This is a genomic window from Dolosicoccus paucivorans (assembly GCF_900100125.1).
Lineage (GTDB): Bacteria > Bacillota > Bacilli > Lactobacillales > Aerococcaceae > Dolosicoccus > Dolosicoccus paucivorans.
Window position 1 is genome coordinate 36,029 of sequence record NZ_FNEL01000005.1, and the last position, 20,901, is coordinate 56,929.

The following is a 20,901-nucleotide window of genomic DNA, read 5'->3' on the forward strand; positions in this document are numbered from 1 at the left end:
TGTTATAATATAGATACAGAAAACTTTTACTTTTAATTTTATAGGAGGATTAATCTATGTCAATTAGAAAATTATTGATGATTCCTGGTCCAACTCCTGTTGCTCGTTCGATTCAAGACGAAATGGGAAGAGAAACAGTTGCGTTTGGTGATCCAGCTTTCGTTCAAGACTTTAAAGAAGTCATTGAAGATATGAAAGAAATGTGGGGAGCTAAGCAAGTTTATGTTGTAGCTGGTTCTGGTTCATTAGCAATGGAAATGGGAATTGCTAACACTGTTGCACGCGACGAAAAGATTTTAATCGCATCTAACGGATTCTTCGGTGATCGTTTCGTTGACGTTATCGAGCGTAAAAGCATTGATTTTGAATTAATGCAAGCTGAGTGGGGAACAACTGTTACACCTGAAATGATTGATGAGAAATTACAATCAGGCGAATTCAACGCTGTAACAGTGACTCACGTTGATACATCGACTGGTGTTGTAGCACCTGTTGAAGAAATTGGTAAAATGTTAAACGAAAAGTATCCAGATGTGATGTATATCGTTGACGGTGTGTGTGCTACATCAGCAGAGCCAGAGCACTTAGAAGATATGCATATCGACATTTTAATTTCTGGTTCTCAAAAAGCCTTTGGTGTAGCACCAGGTTTAGCATTTGTTTGGGCTAGCCAAAAAGCATTAGACAAACGTGCTTCATTAGGTACAATTCCTGAGTATTTTGCTGATTTTATGAAATGGACACCTATTATGGATGACCCATCAAAATACTACGCAACACCACCTGTTAACTTAGTGTGGGCTTTACAAGAATCATTACGCTTAATTAAAGAAGAAGGATTACAAAACCGTTATGACCGTCATCGCAAAATGGCTGACGCAATTCAAAAAGCACTAGAGTCATACGGATTCAAAATTCTTGCTCAAGAAGGCGTTCGCGCGTCAACATTATCTAACATTATCTACATGGATGATGTAGACGATATGAAATTTAGAGAAACAATGCGCGAAGAAGGAGCAGAAGTTGCTGGCGGTTTAGGTGACTACGCAGGCAAGATGTTCCGTTGGGGACACATGGGTAACATTGATGAGCATGATGTCGTTGGTGGCTTAGCCGCAATTGACCGCACATTAATGCGTTTAGGTATCGATGTTGAACCAGGTAAAGCAATCGGTATTTTCACAAAAGAATACATGAAATAATATACTAAAGAAAAGGACGTATTGTCCTTTTCTTTTTGTTTTAGCTCTTTTCACCAATATGATATAATTGTATAGATCGAATTATTTATGAAAGGAGCGTTTATTATGATTAGTCAAGAGAAATTACAACGCATCAACGAATTAGCAAAGTTAAAAAAAGAAAGAGAATTAACAGAAGCTGAAGCTCAAGAGCAACACGAGTTACGTCAAGAATATTTACATCATTTTAGAAAAGGGTTTAGAAACCACATTGAAGGCATGAAAGTGGTCGATGAAGAAGGTAATGATGTGACGCCTGAGAAATTAAAACAAATTCAAAAAGAAAAAGGACTTCATGGTCGAGGCAAAGAAGACTAGTCAAGTCCTTTATAATTTAGTAAAATAAAACAGTATATCAAATGAAAGTAGGGATAACATGGCAACATGGGCATGGCTATTAATCGTCGTCATTGCACTTGTCGTAGGATTTGCGGGGGGCTTTTTCGCCGCACGTAAATATATGATGGACTATTTTAAAGAAAATCCACCGATTGATGAGCGAATGATCATTCAAATGATGGCACAAATGGGACAAAAACCGTCCCAAAAGAAAGTCCGTCAAATTATGAGTTCAATGAAAATGAGATAATCTCTCTTTTTGTTCCCCCCCTGAAGGTATAAGTCCTTTAAGGGGGGTTCTTATGTTTTAAGCCAAAGGGTTGAGAACACAAGTTTTTTTCAAGTATACTAAAGTAGAGTTAAGAGATACTAAAGGAGAGGTAACATTGAATAAAGAGAATACTTTATTATTAATGATCGATCTACAAGAGCGACTGGTTCCAGTCATTGATCAAAAAGAGGAAATGATTCAAGAAAGTAAAAAGCTTCTGGAAGGATTAAAAGAATTAGACGTACCTTGTATTGCGACCGAGCAATATCCTAAAGGATTAGGTCCAACACTTGATTCGTTAGCTTCGTTTTTTACTGATAGTCATATTTATGAAAAGACGCAGTTTAGCGCATATATTGACGAAGTTAAGAGCCATTTAACACCTTCTATCAAACATGTTATTGTCATTGGCGCTGAAACTCATATTTGTGTCGAACAAACGATTCGCGATTTATTGGCATTAAATTATACAGTGCATGTACCCGTTAGTTGCGTTGGATCAAGACGGGCTGAAGACAAGACTGTTACTCTATCCCAGCTACAACAAGAGGGAGTCCAATTAACAACCGTTGAATCGATTTTATTTAAGTTACTAAAAGACGCTAAAAATGAACATTTTAAAGTGATTTCTCAATTAATTAAATAAAATAAAGGAGGCGATGATTCTGGATATCTTTAAACAGTTAGGCTGGTTTTTCAAAAAAGAAAAAGTCGCCTACATTACAGGAGTTTTAGGACTAATCGTGGTCGCTATTTTGTCTGCTTTGGTGCCTTTAATTATCAGTCGCATGATCGACTCCATGAACCAAGGCACACTGCAGATGAATGATTTATGGCTGTGGATTGGTATGTTAATCGGAATTGCGGTTTTGCAGTATGGATTGCGCTATATATGGCGGATGGCCATTCATGGAACAGCGACACGGCTAGAGTTTATTTTACGTCAACGTTTATATAATCATTTCATGGCAATGGATGAAATATTTTTCCAAAAATATCGTACGGGTGATTTAATGGCCCACGCAACTAATGATTTAAATGCGATTCGAATGGTGGCGTCAGCTGGAATTTTAACCTTTGTCGATTCCATCTCTCAAGGGCTTATCACTTTAATTATGATGTTTGCGGTGGTTGATTGGCGATTAGCGCTTGCTTCAGTGATTCCATTACCTTTACTAACTATTATGTTTAATTATAACGGTAAAAAGGTTCACTATCACTTCAAAAGAGCGCAAGCTGCTTTTTCATCTTTAAATGATAAAGTCCAAGAAAGTGTGACCGGTATGAAAGTTATCAAAACTTTTGGTGAGGAAACGCTGGATACAGAAGATTTTGATCAAATGGTAGATGAAGTGATCGACACGAACCAATCCGTTTACTTTTACGATGCGTTATTTAGACCCACAATTCAAATTGTTATGAGTCTTTGTACAATTATTGCGGTGGTCTATGGTGGAGCACTCGTTATACGAGGCGAGATTACTGTCGGTTTATTAGTCGCCTTTTTAAGTTATATTTTAAGAATGACTTGGCCAATGATTGCGATTGGCCGTTTATTTAACATTTTAGAACGAGGATCGGCTAGTTATTCGCGTATTCAATCTTTATTAGAAGAAACATCTCATATTCAAGAAGCAAACCATCCAGTCGTTCAGTCAATTGACGGTCCTTTGGACTTTAATATTGATTCATTTACTTACCCAAATGAAAATACGCCACAACTTTCAGAGGTGTCTTTCCATTTAGAAGAAGGTCAAACATTAGGGATTGTTGGCGCTACAGGAGCTGGAAAGACGACAGTTTTCAAACTTCTTTTAAGAGAGTTTGATCATTACAAAGGAAAGATTTGTTATAACGGAGTAGATATTAAAGACTATCAATTGGATAGTTTGTTAAGTCAAATTGGCTATGTTCCTCAAGATAACTTCCTCTTTTCGACTACTGTACGAGATAACATTCGCTTTGGACGGATGGGAGCGACTCAACAAGAGGTTGAGGAAGTAGCGAAACTAACAGCTGTTCATGAAGATATTTTGAGCTTTGCGGATGGCTACGACACTCGTGTAGGTGAACGAGGTGTTTCCTTATCAGGAGGTCAACAACAGCGAATTTCTATGGCTCGAGCGATGATTATGAATCCTGAATTATTGATTTTAGATGATTCACTCTCGGCTGTGGATGCTAAAACGGAAACAGCTATTTTAGGTCACTTAAAAAAATACCGTCAAAATAAAACAACGATTATCGCTGCTCACCGCATGAGCAGTGTGATGCATGCGGATGAAATTATTGTCATTGATGAAGGAACCGTCATTGAACGAGGGACTCATCAATCCCTTTATGATCAAGACGGTTGGTACCGTAAGATGTATGATAAACAACAATTAGAACAATCCATTCAAGAGGAGGAGATTATGTGAGTCAACCAACAGAACAAGGTTCGATTTGGGCGCGCAAAATGCCTATTAAAGAGCAAGTTCATGTGAGTCGCAAAATATTATCTTTTGCTTCTTCGTTTAAAGGGATGTTTATTTGGGCAATTATTTGTGGCATCATTACATCAATGGTTGGCGTCTTATTGCCTAGAGTCATTCAAATTTATATTGACCGCTATTTACAAACAGCAACACTGACAACTCAAATTATGATTTACTTTGTTGTCATTTATAGTGTTTTAGTTGCTATTCGAGCCCTTACGAATTACTTTTCGACTTATTTATTCGATTTAGCGAGTGAGAAAACAGTCGGCGAGATTCGTTCAAAAATTTATCGCAAAATTAATACATTAGGTATGCGGTATTTTGATCAGACGCCGGCGGGGTCAATTGTTTCTAGAGTAACGAATGATACAGAAACATTAAAGAGCTTTTTTAAGGTGTTTTATGACCTGTTTGAAGGTGTTGTATCGATTATTGCAGTCTTTATCGGAATGTACTCCTTACACCCTCAGATGGCCTTAATTTTCCTCTTATTTTTACCGGCGATGGCTTTAGTTATTTATATTTACCAAAGTCATAGCTCTAAAATTTACCGTACCATGCGTGAAAACTTAAGTATGTTAAATACGCGCTTAAATGAGTCTATTTCTGGTATTAATATTATTCAACAATTTCGTCAAGAACAGCGCTTCATGAATGAATTTGAAGAGATTAACGAAGAGCAATATAAAGGACGCCGAGCGATGGTGCAAATGAACGCACTCCTTTTAATGCCAGTGATAAAACTACTAGAGTCTTTATCTTTAGCGGTAGTCTTTTATATTTTAGGTCGTCAATTTTTTGACGGTATGATTGAAGTAGGAATTGTGTATGCTTTTACTCAATATAGTGTAGACTTTTTCAACCCGATGGGGATGATGATGGATAGTTTAAGTTTAATGCAAGATGGAGTCGTTTCGAGCTCACGTATTTTAAGCTTATTAGATCACGAAGAATTAGTTCCCGAGCAAATTGCTGATCCTCAAGCTAAAATTACCGATGCGCGCATTGAATTTAGAAACTTAACGTTCTCCTATGATGGTAAACACGACGTATTAAAAGATATCAGTTTTGTTGTTGAACCTGGAACTACTACCGCTATTGTAGGTCATACAGGTAGTGGAAAAAGTTCCATTATTAACGTCTTGATGCGTTTTTATGAATATCACTCAGGAAGCGTTGAAATTGATGGTTATAGTTTAAAATCTTTTAGCTATCCTACACTTCGCCAAGAGATTGGTTTAGTTTTACAAGATTCCTTTATTTTCTATGGGGACGTGTTGCGAAATATTCGTTTATTAAATACAACCATCACACAAAATGAAGCCCAAGAAGCAGCACGCTTCGTTAATGCAGATCGCTTTATTGAAGCAGATCCAAAAGGCTACAATAAAAAAGTTATCGAACGTGGAGCAAGTTATTCTAGTGGCCAAAAACAATTGTTATCCTTTGCAAGAACTATGGTACGTCAACCTAAAATTTTAATTTTAGACGAAGCAACGGCCAATGTAGATACACAAACTGAAGAATATATTCAAGAAAGTTTATCTAAAATGCGAAAAGGTCGCACAACAATTGCGATTGCCCACCGTTTAAGTACCATTCGCGATGCAGAACAAATTATTGTCTTAGATAAAGGTCGCATCGTGGAAAAAGGTACTCATGATGAATTGATTGCCTTAAACGGCCAATATAGTCAAATGTACCGCTTACAATCGATGGCATAAAAAAGTCCCTTATGAGTTTTTTCATAAGGGATTTTTCGTTATTGGTGTTTTAAAAATTCGTTGAGTTCTTTAAAGGATTGAGTAATCTGGTCATCAACTTTAGCCAGTTTTTCTTTATCGTACTTGACTCCTTCTTCGTACATAATTGGAGTACCTACAGCAATTTTGGGACTTTTTCTTAAAAAGAATTCCTTAAATCCAACAGAAGTATCCATCGCTACAGGAACAATGGTTCGTTTACTTAAACGTTGAATAAACGCTGTTCCACCTTTAACTTCTTCAGAGTGTCTCGTTCCAGTAGGGAAAATGCCAAGAATCATTTGTTCTTTATTCATGACGTTAGTTGCGTGACGTAATGTACGCGGGGAAGGTTTGTCTCGGTCCACAGGAAAGACATGAACCTTTGTAAATACCCAGGCTAAAAAACGGTTATTAAACAACGAATTTTTAGCCATAAAAGCAGCCTTTTGAGGATAAACCAATAAAGCAAGTAAAATGGGATCTTGTAAGGAATGGTGGGTTCCGGCCAAAATAAAAGGTTCATCTTTAGGTAAATTTTCTAAACCATAAAATTGCGGTTTACCGTTCAATAGACGCATTCCCCAACCGACAATTTTAAGTAAAAAATCATATAGAGTCATCGTTTAAATTCCTTTCTATCCATTGATTGTATTGTAGAAGAACGATGTAAGGATTGCAAGAGCTGTTATTTTCTTGAATTTAAGCGCTAGACAATGTATGCTACAGAGTGGACAATAAAGATATGTATTGATATAGGAAATTAGAAAGAGGTAACTATGACTCAAGGACCAATTCATTATGAACTACTCCATGAGGAAAAGCATACAAAAGCTCGTTATGGTATTCTTCATACCCCTCATGGTAGTTATGAAACACCGATGTATATGCCGGTAGGAACGTTAGCGACTGTTAAAGGACTCTCTCCAGAAGAGTTAAAAGATATGGGTGCAGGTGTTATTTTAAGTAATACTTATCATCTTTGGTTACGTCCTGGAGAAGATATTGTCGAACAAGCAGGTGGATTGCACCAGTTTATGAACTGGGATCAAGGGTTGTTAACAGACTCTGGAGGGTTCCAAGTGTTTTCTTTAAGCGATATGCGCAAAATTGAAGAAGAAGGCGTACACTTTAGAAACCATATCTCCGGTGAGAAGTTATTTTTAACCCCAGAAAAAGCGATCCAAATTCAAAATAGTTTGGGTGCGGACATTATTATGAGCTTTGATGAGTGTCCGGATTTTCGACATACTTATGATTATGTCAAAGATTCGATCGCCAGAACAACTCGCTGGGCTGAGCGCGGCCTTAATGCCCATCAAAAATCAGATACTCAAGCTCTATTTGGTATCGTCCAAGGAGCAGGGTTTAAAGATTTAAGAATTCAACACGCTAAAGATTTAATGTCTCTTGATTTTCCAGGATATTCTATTGGTGGTTTATCTGTTGGTGAGACGAAAGAAGAAATGGATGAAGTGTTAGACTACTTATTACCAGTCCTCCCTAAACATAAACCGCGTTACTTAATGGGAGTGGGTACGCCAGATAGTTTAATCGATGGGGCAATGTATGGTGTAGATATGTTTGACTGTGTTCTAGCGACACGAGTGGCCCGTAATGGGACATGTATGACGTCAACCGGGCGTCTAGTCGTTAAAAACGCTCAATACGCACGGGATTTTAAACCCATTGATGAAAATTGTGATTGTTATGCTTGCCGTAATTATACAAGGGCTTACATTCGTCATTTAATTAGGTGCAATGAAATGTTGGGCTTACGCTTAGCATCGATTCACAATACTCACTTTTTATTAGACCTCATGCGTCAAGTACGATATCATATACAAAATGATACATTACTTGAATTTAGACAAGAATTCTATGAACGGTATGGCTATAACAAAAAGAATGCACCTGCGTTTTAGAAAGGAACAGTTAAATTATGAATATGATTAGTTTAATTTCAATGTTAATTATGGGACTTTTAATGTATTTTATGATTATTCGTCCTCAAAAGAATGCTGCTAAAGCAAAACAAGAAATGTTAGAAAATATGAAACGAGGAGACCACGTTGTAACGGTCGGTGGATTACACGGCGTAATTGATGAAATTGATCGCGGCGACAATGTGGTGGTTCTTGACTGTGAAGGAGCTTATTTAACCTTTGAGTTGTTTGCGATTGCAAGCGTTAAGCGCGCAACCCCTCTAAATGAAAATGATGTCAGTGTAGATGAGCTTCAACCAGATGAGTACGTTGAAAATCCTGCTCAATCTTAAAAAGATCCGAAATGGCTTTAAAAGAGTCATTTCGGTTTTTTAATCAACGACAAACGAACTAACGTTCGACTAAAGGATGATTAATATGGAATATGGTTTATTGACTTTTCCTACCCCAAAACCTGATACATCTCGGAAAATATTGCATGTTGATATGGATGCATTTTATGCCAACATCGAAATAAGGGATAATCCTTCTTTAAAACCTTATCCAGTCGTTATCGCCAAACATCCTAAAAAAACGTATGGACGCGGCATTGTTACAACGTGTAATTATGAAGCTAGAAAGTTTGGTATTCATTCTGCAATGGCCTCGCAAGAAGCTTTTGAAAGGTGTCCCCATGCAATTTTTATTCCCCCAAATTTTGATAAGTATCGCCAAGTATCTAAGCAGATACGTCAAATATTTAGTCAATATACTGATTTAATTGAGCCCTTATCGTTAGATGAGGCTTATTTAGATGTGACACATAATAAAAAACAGATCACGAGTGCCGTCTTATTAGCCCAAGAAATTCAATACCAAATTTTAAAACAAGTCAATTTAACTTGTTCTATTGGCGTATCTTATAATAAATTCATCGCGAAATTAGCCTCTGATTTTCATAAACCTTTTGGTATTACTCTGGTAAGTCCTGAAGAAGCGCTTGTATTTTTAAAGCAATTACCGATTGAAGATTTTTACGGGGTCGGACGTAAGTCGTTACCGTCTTTTCATGCGTTAAATATTTACAAAGGAGAAGACTTATATCGTTTTAGTTTAGAAGAGTTGGAGCAACATTTTGGTAAGATGGGGCATTCATTATATTTTAAAGTTCGTGGTATTCATGATGCTCCTGTCATCTCTCACCGTCAACGCAAATCAATTGGCAGTGAAAAAACTTTTCTCGATATGTATATTACAACAGAAACGGTTGCTAGCGTCGTACGTCCTCTTGTTCAAAAAATTATTACCCGACTGGGGGAGTTGAACTTGAAAGCGCGGACAGTAACACTTAAGATGAGGTATGATAATTTTGAAACTCAAACCCGCCAATCTCAAGTAGAAAGGGGCATTTCTACTGTTGATGAGTGTTTGAATCAAGTCGAAGCATTATGGGAATTGCACGGAAACTCAACACGAGCTCTACGTTTAATTGGAGTGAGTTTGTCTAACTTTATTGACCCAGAAGGATCCGTTCAACTTCAACTACCCATTCATCAGTCTATTGAACCAAGAAAGAGATGATACAATGAGTTTATTAGATCAACTATTAGACAAGTTAACTCAAAAAGAAAAGCGGATGATTGAAATATTTAAAGCAAAAGCACTTGAGGGCATAATTTGGTATAATAGACTCGTTAAGTTAAATAAAGGAGTAGCGACATGTCGACAAAGCATAATCAAATTATTCGATACATTGAGTCTCTTGCAGTAGGGGATAAGATTTCAGTACGAGGGATCGCTAAACTTCTTCATTTAAGCGAAGGAACAGCTTACCGAGCAATTAAAGACGCTGAAATGAAAGGACTTGTTTCTACCATTGAGCGTGTAGGAACCATTCGAATTGAACAGCAACAACAACAATATTTAGCTGACCATTTGACCTATAAGGAAATGGTTCATATTACTCAAGCGACTGTTTTAGCAGGGGAAAGTGGGTTGAACCGTACTTTCAAACGTTTCATTATCGGTGCGATGACAACAGAAGCGATTGAGCACTACTTATCAACAGACGCTTTAATGATTGTAGGAAACCGAGAGGAAGTTCAACTTCAAGCGTTGAGACATAATATGGCAGTACTTATTACTGGAGGCTTTAAGGCAAGCTCTCAAGTAATGGCGCTTGCTAACGAACGAGAGCTTCCTTTAATTTCCACCACGTTTGATACCTTTACTGTTGCATCTATGATCAATCAAGGGATTTTAGACCAAACCATTAAGCAAGAAATTATTACAGTCAATGATGTCTTTCGCGATCTGAACCATTCTTATTCTCTTACTATTCACGATACAATTAAAGAATTCCACAACGTATCTAAAAAGACAGGGCTATCTCGCTTTCCTATTGTTCAAAATGGACGTTTAGTCGGAGTGGTCACCGCCAAGGATTTAATTGGGTGCGTTGAAAGTACACCCTTAGAGAAGGTGATGACGCGAAATCCAATTTTTGTTAAACCGTATATGAGTTTAGCGACAGTTTCTCACAAAATGGTTTGGGAAGATTTAGAAATGTTTCCCGTCGTAGAAGATAATATGGATTTATTAGGTGTCATTTCTCGTCAAGAAGTGATGAAAAACATGCAAAATATTTCCATGCATGCACAAAGTGGGCATACTTATCAAGAGACAATCACTGCTCATTTAAATGACTATTCAACTGATCAACATTCTCTATACGATTACTTTATCGTCATTCAGCCACCCATGGTTAATCCATTAGGAACGATTTCATATGGCGTATTAAGTGAATTAATTACCGCTGTTGCTGAACAAAAAATAGCACAATCTTCTTTACCAAGACACGTCTTAGAAAAGTTAGATTTACATTACTTCCAATTAATTCAATTAGGCAATGTTATTCAATTTGCAGTGACTATTTTTTACAATAATCGTCGAACAACGCTGCTGCAAGTCGATGTATTTCACGAAAACACTATTATTGCTAAGGCAATTTTAACAATGCAAAGTATTGAATAATTGTTACTTTAGAAAGGCAGAACATTATGTATTTAAATTTAGAAGAAGTTAACGTATTGATTGAAAAAATTGAGTCCGCTCAAACAATCATTATCCACCGTCACGTCAGTGCTGACCCCGATGCAATTGGTTCTCAATTAGGACTGAAAACACTCATCAAAAATGGATATCCAACTAAACGAGTCTTAGCAGCTGGAACTATTTCGCAAGGTCTTAAGTGGTTAGGAGAAATGGATGAGGTGAGTCGCGAAGATTATGAATCGGCTCTTGTCATTGTAGTGGATACAGCCAATCATCCGCGAATCGATACAACGATTAATCCTAACTACATTCATTGGAATATTAAGATCGATCACCATCCTGACGTGGATCAATACGCCGATTTTCAAATCGTTCATACTAAAGCGAGTTCTACTAGCGAGTTGATCTCTTTTATTAGTCGTTATTCTGATGAGCGCCTTCCGATGGATGACGTAGCAGCAAGATATTTATATGCAGGTATTTTAGGGGATACGGGTCGATTTATGTATAACTCTACAACCCCATTAACTTTTGATGCGGCTGCCTATTTAATTCAATTTGATTTTAATGCTCAATATTTAAGTGATATGATGGCTCAAATTACACTAGATGAAGCCAAGTTTCATGGTTACTTTTATGAAAAATTAACGATCGAAGATGGCGTCGCTTATGTTACTATTACGCAAGAAGAAATGAAGAAATTTAACATTACTGAAGAACAGTCCAACAGTACCGTTAATTTACCATCAAGATTAGCGGGTGTTTACTCATGGGTGACCTTTGTTGAACAAGAAGGTTCCGAAATTGCTTATCGTTGTCGCATTCGTTCTAGAGGTCCTGTCATTAATGGTATTGCTGCTAATCACGACGGCGGAGGCCATCCGATGGCTAGTGGAGCAAATGTTTACAGTAGCCAAGAATTAGAACAATTAGTCGATGAGATGAAACAAGCGGTCAAAAAATATTTAAATGAAAAGGGGGACAAAGATGCTATTTAATGAATTAACGATTAAACCATTTATTCAACAAGCTTTAAAAGATATTCACTTTAAAGAATTAACACCTGTACAAGAACAAGTCATCCCTCAAGCTTTAGCAGGCAAGCAGCTTATAGTACAATCGCAAACAGGATCAGGGAAATCTCATAGTTTTTTAGTTCCTATATTCGAAAAGATTGATCCAAGTCTTCAAGAAGTTCAAGCGGTTATTACGGCGCCGAGTCGGGAGTTAGCGACGCAACTGTATGACGTTGCTAGACAAATTGCTGCCTTTAGTCCTGAACCTATTTCAATGGAATTATACATTGGTGGAACTAATAAATACCGTCAACTTGAACGACTTAATCAAGGTAGTCAGCCTCAAATTGTTATTGGAACACCGGGGCGAATTTTTGATTTAATGTCTGAACATGCTTTGTGGGTTCAAACAGCTCGAATACTTGTCATTGATGAAGCTGATATGACGATGGATCTTGGCTTTTTAAATGTGATGGATGAAATTGCTTCAAGAATGCCAGAAAACGTTCAAATCATGGTCTTTTCCGCTACTATTCCTCAAGAATTAGAAGTTTTCTTCAACCGTTATATGGTCGGTCCAGAATTTATTGAAATTAGTCCAAAACAAATGATCGCTCAACAAATTACAAACTATTTAATTAATACTAAAGGGCGTAGCCGTAAAGAGTTAGTGTATCAATTACTAACGATGGGGCACCCATTTTTAGCGTTAGTTTTTTGTAATACTCGCGAATATGCTGACGAAGTGGCTAACTACTTGAAGGAACAAGGATTGAAAGTAGCTGTCGTTCACGGAGGATTATCTTCTAGAGAACGTAACCGAGTGATGCGCCAAATTAGAAACTTAGATTATCAATATGTTGTTGCTAGCGATTTAGCTGCTAGAGGAATTGACATTCCCGGTACGTCCATGGTGATCAATACTGAACTTCCTCAAGATTTAGAATATTTTATTCATCGTGTGGGACGTACAGGTCGTCAAGATATTGCTGGAACGGCTTATACATTTGTTACTCCAGATGATGACCGGGCGATTGTTGCGTTAGAAAGAAGAGGTGTACCATTTACTTCTGTTGAATTAGTAAATGGAGAAATTAAAGAAGTTCCTTCAAGACACCGTCGTCAACAACGAGAAGATACATTTAAAGAACAAGAAGATCCTGTTATTCGTGCGATGATTAATAAAAATAGAAAACGCAAAGTAAAGCCAGGATATAAACGTAAATTGAATCAACAAATTAAACAATATCGACGTCAACAAGCAAGACAAAGATATCGCAATAAAAAATAATACAAAAAATCCGTCAACTTACAAAAAATAGAAGTTGACGGATTTTTGCTTTAAAGATCTTGCTTTTCAATAAATGACATAATTTTCTTTAAAAACTCAGTATGACTTTTTAAAGCCTGATACATAATATAAAGCGTTGCGATCACGACTGCATGAAAACCATACATAAATGAAGGGAAAATCATTTGAAGAACGCAAACAGCAATGATAGGAATAAAAGAAATTGTTGTTACTAACTTCACTCGGTTTTTAAATTGAATAGGTTGAGTGAGGCGTAAGTTAAATATTTGAGCTAACCAAGCAGTAAAGACGATAAATAACCAATAAACACCAATAGTTACAATCCATTGGCTAATAAATAAAATAGCGTACATTTGAGGCTGCTGTTTGTAAACAGACTGGAGAAAGTAAGCTAGTTGTTTATTATCTTTAAAGTAGTCTAATCCACCAGCGATTCGGTAAGGTTGATTCAATAAACTTACAGACACTCCGTTATTCAAAATGAATAAAGATATCGGTTGGCTTGAACTGACGGCGGTTGCTCGTTTAGTAGGAATTTTAATTCCTTCTTGAGTTAAAAAAGCTTCGTCGTCTACTATTAATTGGAAAAAGTCTGTTTGGTAATATAAAGCCGGCTCTTCTAAATGAAGTTTGCCATTTTCTATTTGGTAAGTAGGGACGTGTTCGGCAGATCCCTCAACGCCAGTAACCATTTCTTGAATAAGATTGCTAGAATTAACAGTCATTGTTAGCGCAATAATAGTGATGGCTAAAAGGCGTAGAGGCATTAATTGCTTGAACGATAAGTTTAAACTATCAATAAAATAACGAGGGTCATTGAGACCGTGTTTAATAATAAGTAAAAGTCGTTTCAAAATGAACATCCTTTAAATTAATTTTCTAATGATTGATTATACCGTTTTTGCGCTCATAATACAAAATAATCGCAAAAGCGATGGCACCAATTAAAGTACTGATAGCTCCATAGACTAAACTATAAGGGAAATAAGTCATCTTCAACGTATATTCGCCTTTAGGTACGGGAACTGCCATTAAAGTGTCGTTTAAGACCGATTCAGCTTGAACAGGCTGATCATTTACTTTGAAGTGCCAACTGTGGTCATTAGGAACGGTTAACAATAAGTAGTGATCGTCTCCTTCCATAATACCTTTTCCTTTAATCGATCGGTGATTCCAATGGGTGACATTAAAGCGAGTAGGTTGTTTTTGAGCAATTAATTGATCATAGCGATCTTGGTCAAATTCATATAAATATACTTTATTTGCTTTCATCTCTTCTTTTAATAGCTCAATCGTTAATTTTTGATCGGCCATAATACGACGATAAGATGCATTAGCTACTTGGCGCGTGCGATATGGCATCGTAATACGATACTTGTGCCCATTTAATTTAGCGGCAATATTTTTACTGTTCCATTGACTTGGAAGAGTAAAGTAATAAGTATTTCCTGTTGTTGTACTAAATGGCACATCGACAAAAGCAGGCTTTTTAGCGTCAATTTTTTGATAAGTATAGAAATCGCCATCACCATTATTAATAATTTCCGCATTGGTCAATTCCATCTCGCCCATCGGCACTTCTTTGAAAAATTCAGTAGAGTTATTAGGGAAAATAAGACTTAACAGTAACTCTTGGTTTTGGATTGGTTGATGGTTTTGAAACTCAGCTGTTAAAATTTCTTTAGATACTTCGCTAGCAAACCCGAGACGCTGTTTATTTTCTCTTACGGTATAACGCGGTTGATTTTCTACGACAGAATAGTGGTACAAGTCCATTTTTTCTGAAGTTGGGAATAATAAATATTCTTCATCTTTTGTATTAGCAATCGTATCACTTGAAGGAGCAACAAAATATCTCACATCAAAAAAGTCATCGGTAAAAAAGGTTCCATTAGTATAATTGATTGATCCATTTGTATCGGGGAATCCTAAATAACCGTATAGCTTAGGAGACACTGCTTCAATCGTTGATCCAAAATGATCAAGTCCAGGAACGTGAACGAACATCGCTTCATTTTTAGTTCGCTGGAACGTTGTATGGACGCGGTAAAATTCGTCAGACGTTGGTGCATAAGGTTCGACCGCTTGATTTAAAATAGTGACATAATCTTGAAACTTATGGGTCGGTAAATAATTCATTTCTTGTAAAATAAATGCAGCGTTTGTAAATAGCTCAACACACACTAATAATAATAAAATTGATTGTTGAATCATTGGTTTGGATGTATCGATTTGAACTAAGATAATGTATCCAAGGAAAAAGGCTAAAGTTAAAGAAATGTTCATAAACGTTACATATTCAAATTCAACGTCCCAAACATAATAAAAACAAATGGATGCAAAAACAGCAATGGAAGCAAAAATCCAAGGTAATGGAATGATTTTCGGAAGGGAACGATATCCCTTAATTGCTAAAATAATTAGCATAAATGACAAAGTAAATGAAAATCTAAATGGATACCAAATAGGGAATTGTCCACCGTGCCATAGTTTGTCAAAAAACTCAAAGTGAAACGGTAGATAAAACATCACTGCCATAAATCCTGTGACCATTTTTTCTTGCCAATTAATTTTACGGTTGGCATAGTAAAACCCTAATAAGGCAAAGATAATAATACCTGCATAAAAGTTAGGTGAACCTTTTGAGATTTCATCCGACGTATAGCTAGCAATAAAAATTTTTGATAAAACATCTTTCAGATTATAAACAGTTTCCCAACTTAACGATCCCGTTTTCATATGGGAAGCTTTATTATCTAAAAGAGATGTAAAAGTCGGAATAAGCATAATGCCGGATAAAAGAGCTGAAACGAGGGAATAACCAACAAACGTTGCATATTGAGTGGCCACTGCTTTCCATTGTTTAAATGAAGAGTATTCAGAAATAACATAAAAAGCATACATCGCTAAAAATAAAGCGACCATATAGCCAATGTAATAATTAGCGATAAACAGTAAACTTAAAGATAAAACATAGAGCTTACCAGAACGATGAGTGATGATACGATCTAATCCTAAAGCAATTAATGGGAGTAAGATCATTCCATCAAGCCACATAATATTTAACATGTAGATCATAATGTAGTTCATAAATGCATAGCAGTTCGCAAAAAGTGTGGTGTTTAAAACACTCATGGGGTATTTATGACGAATAAAATAAAACATGGTGCTACTTGCTGCGACGATTTTCAAATAAGTCATTATCGTCACCGCGTGGACTAAATTTACATCTTTAAATAAAAGTAACATAAAGTTAAATGGACTCATCAAATAATAAGCCCATAGACCAATCATCTCACCGCCGAAACCTTTCTCAAATGAATAAAGAAATTTTTCAGGATGGTGAAGTAAGGTGTCTTTAAATAAACTAAAGAAATCAACATACTGTTGACTCAAATCAATGGTAAGCATTGAACTATGACCAAATGGAGTTACTCCCAAGAAAATAGCTAAACTCAATGCGATGATTGACGTAACAAGAGCGTTAAATAAATAAGGTTTAAAACGTTGTAGCATTCATATAACTTCCTTTAAATATATTTAGATCATAAGGTGATCTAGAAACCTAGCACGCATTAAAACCGTTGAATTTTAATCACATGTTATTTGTACGATCATTATCATAACAGAATTTTCAAATAACTTCATGCTCAAGATAAAATAAAGTTTTATTAAATCCATACAAAATACAGACTAAATTTGATATACTAAAAGATGCGTTTAAGCAATAAAAAGTGAGGGATTAAATGAGAAGAATTCGAACAAATAAAAAAAGTAATCGTTCACATATTCCATTTCGTTTAAATATTGTCTTTTTTGTAACTTTTCTAGCTTTTATCGCTTTATTTGCTAGATTAGCTCATTTACAACTGTATCAAGGTCAGTATTTTAAAAACTTAGTGGAACAAACCGTCTCTACACGTTCAACGGGGGCCGTACCTCGAGGAATGATGTATGACAGTAAAGGACGCGTTTTAGTAGGTAACCACCCAGAATTAGCTATTCTCTATACAAGAGATGGAGACTCGCGCGTAGCGCCAGAAGATATCGCTAATATCGCTCGTGAATTAGCTTCATTAATTGATATACCGATTGAAGATTTAACAAACCGAGATCTAAAGGAATATTTTGTTGTCTCCAATACGGATGAAGTCAACCAACGTCTAACAAAAGAGCAGCGCCAACTACCTGGAAGCGAGCTCTACCAACATCAATTAGATGCGGTAACCGATGAGGATATTCAATATAGTGACGCTGAAAAGAAAATTATTGCGTTATTTCAGCGAATGAATAGTGCCTTTGCTTTATCAACTGTTACAGTTAAAAATAAAAACGTAACACCTGAAGAAGTTGCAAGGGTCAGTGAACATCTAGGGCATCTGCCCGGTATTAGCGTAGGAACCGATTGGCAACGAGTATACCCTAAAAAAGAAATGTTACGTTCAATTTTAGGTCAAGTCTCTACCGAAAAACGAGGCTTACCAAAAGAAGATATGACAAAACTTCTTGCCCAAGGATACGCTCGTAATGACAGAGTAGGAATTAGTTATTTAGAAAAACAATATGAAGACTCATTACGAGGTTCAAAATCAATTTATAATGTCATTACAGATAATGATGATGATATTATTGATAACCAAATGATTTACGAAGGCAGCAAAGGAGATAACCTAGTTCTAACTATTGATAGTGAATTCCAAGAAAAGTTAGAAGAAATCGCTGAACGTAATTTAAAAGAAATGAATAATAAAGGACTCAATGACCGAGTGTATATTGTCGCAATGAATCCCCAAACAGGAGATGTATTGGGCATTGCAGGTAAACGCTATGAATATAACGAAGATACGGATTCTTACAATACCGAAAAAATCATCGACGATGCTTTAGGAGCTATTAATACCAGTTATGGAATGGGATCAAGTATTAAGCCGGCCATGGTCGCGATGGGATATTTAGAAAATATTATTACTCCCACAAATAACGTAATTGTGGATGAACCGATGAAATTCCAAGCATCTGCTGAAAAGACATCAGCTTTCAACCGAACTGGAAAGGTATCCATTGACGATATTGAAGCGCTAGAAAAATCATCTAACATTTATATGATTAAACTAGCTATGGCTATTGGAGGACAGACCACTTATGAGCAAGATGGAAAATTGAGTATTAGTGATGAAACTATTCAAATTTTACGTCAAAACTTTGCTCAATTCGGTTTAGGAACACAAACAGGTATAGATATACCAAACGAGACTTCTGGATTTAGTCCTGAAAGTGATCAATTGGTTAATGCACTAGACTTATCTTATGGACAGTTCGACTTATATACGCCCCTTCAACTCGCTCAATTTGTAAGCACTATTGCCAGTGACGGAGTACGCTACTCACCACGTCTTGTTAAAGAAATTCGCGGAACCGACGTTAATGGAGAATTGGGAGGCGTTAAAGCTTCTTTACATCCTCACATTATGAACGTTATCGGTCTGGAACCAGAAGCGATGAATCGTATTCAAGAAGGGATGCGTCAAGTAGCCTATGGTGGAGAAGGTACGGCACGTTACTACTTCCAAAACTATCCAATTGAAGTAGGAGCCAAAACGGGAACTGCCGAAGCGTTTTATGCTGGTCCGATTCAATATGCAGCTAATCAACCAGTAACAAACGCAACCTTTGTAGGATATGCTCCCTTTGATAATCCTGAGATCGCTATTAGTGTGGTTGTACCTTATTTAGATGAATCTGCGTGGGGACGCGAGAGTACCTTAATTGCCCATGAGGCAATGAATGCTTACTTTGAAATGAAATCTGATACAAAAGCAAGTATTGAAAACTATATGAAAACTTTTACACCAGTACAATAATAGTTATCCATCTACTATGATTCTTTATCACGGTAGGTGGATTTTTTTGTACAAAAAAATCTATCCCACATTTTAGTAGGATAGATTCATTTGCTTATTCATAGTAATAATAAGTGTAGTGTGTAAGAACTTCAGCTACTTCATGGATACTCATTCCAGGATGTAGTTCATAAGTTCCATCTTGGAGGACCGTTTCTAAATCCCAATACTCAAACAGATCTTGCAACTCTTGAGCCGATGAGATGATCCCAGCTTCTTCTAAACGATAGGCAATATCTGTAGAAGTATCCCCTGGACTAATGGTAAAGTCCACAATCGAGTTCGGATCGACATCTAAAGAAGGATCTTCATGGATTTCGGAAGTCATTGAATCTTCTTCATCAACAGTCGATGAAGACTCGTCCAATGTATTCGTTTCGTCCTCAGTTGAAGTTGATTCATTTTCTGAAGCGATCATAGCCGTTTCAGTTCGCTGAATGGATTCATTTTGAGCACTTTCTAACTCTGTCATTGATTTAGCGTAATCTTCATTTAAAGACATAAGGGATTGGTTTTCTTCTTTTAAAGAAGCTAAATCGCTTTCGTACTGGCTCGTTAATTCATTTGTGTTAGATTGACTATTTAGCACTGAATTAACACTCACGCCACGTACAGGGACATTTCCTTGAACGAAGGTTGCATAAAGACCGGTGAGAATAGCTGAACTTAAAAAACCTAAGGCCAATGTACGAAGTGTGTTTTTATTCATTAAAACACCATCCTTTCTTAACGATTCTCAATGTAATCGTCGACCACATATTGTACAACAGGAACATTTACATTCGCTTCAAAAGCAATCTCTTGCATTGTATAGCCTTGTGTATAAAGTTCGATAATATGGTCACGTGTAATGTCTGTAATATCATTAAAATCAGTCACTAATTCTCCAACAGACTCTGTTGATTCTTCTTCATAGACTGGAAAAGAATCAATTGGCTCCATACTTGATGTGTAAGTAGGCGTATCGTATTGGTTTTCTAATTCAGCTAGACGAGCTTTAATGGCTTGTAGTTCTTGCGACTGGTTATTAGTGATTTCTCGAAAATGTTCATCGTAATCAATTGATTCCTCTTTAGCGTAAATAGAGAGAATAAATAAAATAATCGCAATAACTAAAAGTGCGATAACTAAAATCCAAATATCCATATAGGCACCTCTTTCTTGTATACTTTCTATTTTATCAAAGCTAGCCAAACTTTCAACTATCGAGTAAGTTACGTTTTCATTAAACTTCTTTAACACTGAGACTTAATGTAAATAATAATCATACTGAATAAAAAGAGAACAAATAGACTATTTTTTTACCGAGTTGTGTAAGGGTATCATACATATGTGACACAAAAACATAAAAAAAAGAGGAGCTTCTGGTACACTATATCTAGACAAAATAAAAACCATAGTGTGAAAGGAAGCTCCCCATGAAGTCAATTATAACAGAAGAAATGCGATATAGGCAAAAAGTTGTTGAGTATGCGGAAAAATATGATAATAACGCCAAAGCAGCCCGTCGTTATGGCACAAGTCGTCAAAATGTCCAACGTTGGCGCAAGCGTTACGATAAGACGTGGGATAGCTTACGTAACAAAAGTCGCCGTCCTCACAGTCATCCAAACCAACATAC

19 protein-coding genes are annotated in these 20,901 nt (G+C 36.5%); 14 read left to right on the forward strand and 5 right to left on the reverse strand.

Annotated elements, in window-relative coordinates:
* The first annotated feature begins 56 nt into the window (after positions 1–56).
* The 6 genes from BLR79_RS01700 to BLR79_RS01725 all read left to right on the forward strand — a co-directional run bounded on the left by BLR79_RS01700 (position 57) and on the right by BLR79_RS01725 (position 6,055).
* Positions 57–1,202, forward strand: a complete 1,146-nt coding sequence (locus tag BLR79_RS01700; RefSeq protein WP_092084246.1) for a pyridoxal-phosphate-dependent aminotransferase family protein — start codon at positions 57–59, stop codon at positions 1,200–1,202.
* A 105-nt stretch (positions 1,203–1,307) separates the two neighbouring features.
* Positions 1,308–1,559: a DUF896 family protein gene (locus BLR79_RS01705; RefSeq protein ID WP_092084248.1), complete on the forward strand. Its 252-nt coding sequence runs from the start codon at positions 1,308–1,310 to the stop codon at positions 1,557–1,559.
* Positions 1,560–1,617: 58 nt separating this feature from the next.
* Positions 1,618–1,830, forward strand: a complete 213-nt coding sequence (locus BLR79_RS01710) for a YneF family protein (RefSeq protein WP_092084250.1) — start codon at positions 1,618–1,620, stop codon at positions 1,828–1,830.
* Between the two features lie 136 nt (positions 1,831–1,966).
* On the forward strand, positions 1,967–2,497 hold the full coding sequence (locus BLR79_RS01715) for an isochorismatase family protein (RefSeq protein ID WP_092084253.1): 531 nt from the start codon (positions 1,967–1,969) through the stop codon (positions 2,495–2,497).
* Positions 2,498–2,516: 19 nt separating this feature from the next.
* On the forward strand, positions 2,517–4,271 hold the full coding sequence (locus BLR79_RS01720; RefSeq protein WP_092084278.1) for an ABC transporter ATP-binding protein: 1,755 nt from the start codon (positions 2,517–2,519) through the stop codon (positions 4,269–4,271).
* A gap of 38 nt (positions 4,272–4,309) precedes the next feature.
* A complete protein-coding gene (locus BLR79_RS01725) occupies positions 4,310–6,055 on the forward strand; it encodes an ABC transporter ATP-binding protein (RefSeq protein WP_092084280.1) in 1,746 nt (581 codons plus the stop codon).
* Between the two features lie 38 nt (positions 6,056–6,093).
* On the opposite strand, the gene BLR79_RS01730 is transcribed toward BLR79_RS01725, so the two are convergent.
* The gene (locus tag BLR79_RS01730; protein WP_092084255.1) at positions 6,094–6,696 is read right to left on the reverse strand and encodes a lysophospholipid acyltransferase family protein; all 603 of its coding nucleotides are present in this window, start codon (positions 6,694–6,696) and stop codon (positions 6,094–6,096) included.
* Between the two features lie 156 nt (positions 6,697–6,852).
* Between BLR79_RS01730 and tgt the strand changes: the two genes are divergently transcribed.
* The 6 genes from tgt to BLR79_RS01760 all read left to right on the forward strand — a co-directional run bounded on the left by tgt (position 6,853) and on the right by BLR79_RS01760 (position 13,359).
* The gene (gene tgt / locus BLR79_RS01735; RefSeq protein ID WP_092084257.1) at positions 6,853–7,998 is read left to right on the forward strand and encodes a tRNA guanosine(34) transglycosylase Tgt; all 1,146 of its coding nucleotides are present in this window, start codon (positions 6,853–6,855) and stop codon (positions 7,996–7,998) included.
* 17 nt (positions 7,999–8,015) lie between these two features.
* A complete protein-coding gene (gene yajC / locus BLR79_RS01740) occupies positions 8,016–8,351 on the forward strand; it encodes a preprotein translocase subunit YajC (RefSeq protein ID WP_092084259.1) in 336 nt (111 codons plus the stop codon).
* Between the two features lie 85 nt (positions 8,352–8,436).
* Complete coding sequence (gene dinB / locus BLR79_RS01745; RefSeq protein WP_092084261.1) at positions 8,437–9,579, forward strand: DNA polymerase IV; 1,143 nt, start codon at positions 8,437–8,439, stop codon at positions 9,577–9,579.
* Between the two features lie 138 nt (positions 9,580–9,717).
* Positions 9,718–11,031: a DRTGG domain-containing protein gene (locus tag BLR79_RS01750; protein ID WP_092084263.1), complete on the forward strand. Its 1,314-nt coding sequence runs from the start codon at positions 9,718–9,720 to the stop codon at positions 11,029–11,031.
* A gap of 26 nt (positions 11,032–11,057) precedes the next feature.
* The gene (locus tag BLR79_RS01755) at positions 11,058–12,050 is read left to right on the forward strand and encodes a DHH family phosphoesterase (RefSeq protein ID WP_092084265.1); all 993 of its coding nucleotides are present in this window, start codon (positions 11,058–11,060) and stop codon (positions 12,048–12,050) included.
* Positions 12,040–13,359: a DEAD/DEAH box helicase gene (locus tag BLR79_RS01760; RefSeq protein ID WP_092084267.1), complete on the forward strand. Its 1,320-nt coding sequence runs from the start codon at positions 12,040–12,042 to the stop codon at positions 13,357–13,359. The genes BLR79_RS01755 and BLR79_RS01760 overlap by 11 nt, the downstream gene beginning before the upstream one ends.
* Positions 13,360–13,409: 50 nt before the next feature.
* On the opposite strand, the gene BLR79_RS01765 is transcribed toward BLR79_RS01760, so the two are convergent.
* Both BLR79_RS01765 and BLR79_RS01770 read right to left on the reverse strand, forming a co-directional pair.
* Complete coding sequence (locus BLR79_RS01765) at positions 13,410–14,234, reverse strand: DUF1189 family protein (RefSeq protein WP_159427559.1); 825 nt, start codon at positions 14,232–14,234, stop codon at positions 13,410–13,412.
* 25 nt (positions 14,235–14,259) lie between these two features.
* Positions 14,260–16,896, reverse strand: coding sequence for a YfhO family protein (locus BLR79_RS01770; RefSeq protein WP_092084271.1), 2,637 nt, complete (start codon positions 16,894–16,896; stop codon positions 14,260–14,262).
* Between the two features lie 230 nt (positions 16,897–17,126).
* Here BLR79_RS01770 and BLR79_RS01775 point away from each other — a divergent pair, with 230 nt between their 5' ends.
* Positions 17,127–19,241 carry a peptidoglycan D,D-transpeptidase FtsI family protein gene (locus tag BLR79_RS01775; protein ID WP_092084273.1) on the forward strand — a complete coding sequence of 705 codons (2,115 nt, stop codon included), beginning with the start codon at positions 17,127–17,129 and terminating at the stop codon, positions 19,239–19,241.
* A 94-nt stretch (positions 19,242–19,335) separates the two neighbouring features.
* Here BLR79_RS01775 and BLR79_RS01780 read toward each other — a convergent pair whose 3' ends face one another.
* On the reverse strand, positions 19,336–19,989 hold the full coding sequence (locus BLR79_RS01780) for an endolytic transglycosylase MltG (protein ID WP_092084275.1): 654 nt from the start codon (positions 19,987–19,989) through the stop codon (positions 19,336–19,338).
* A 17-nt stretch (positions 19,990–20,006) separates the two neighbouring features.
* Positions 20,007–20,426 carry a hypothetical protein gene (locus BLR79_RS01785; protein ID WP_092084277.1) on the reverse strand — a complete coding sequence of 140 codons (420 nt, stop codon included), beginning with the start codon at positions 20,424–20,426 and terminating at the stop codon, positions 20,007–20,009.
* 272 nt (positions 20,427–20,698) lie between these two features.
* On the opposite strand from BLR79_RS01785, the gene BLR79_RS01790 reads away from it, so the two are divergent.
* On the forward strand, positions 20,699–20,901 hold a 203-nt coding region (locus BLR79_RS01790), incomplete at its 3' end, for a helix-turn-helix domain-containing protein (RefSeq protein ID WP_143338753.1).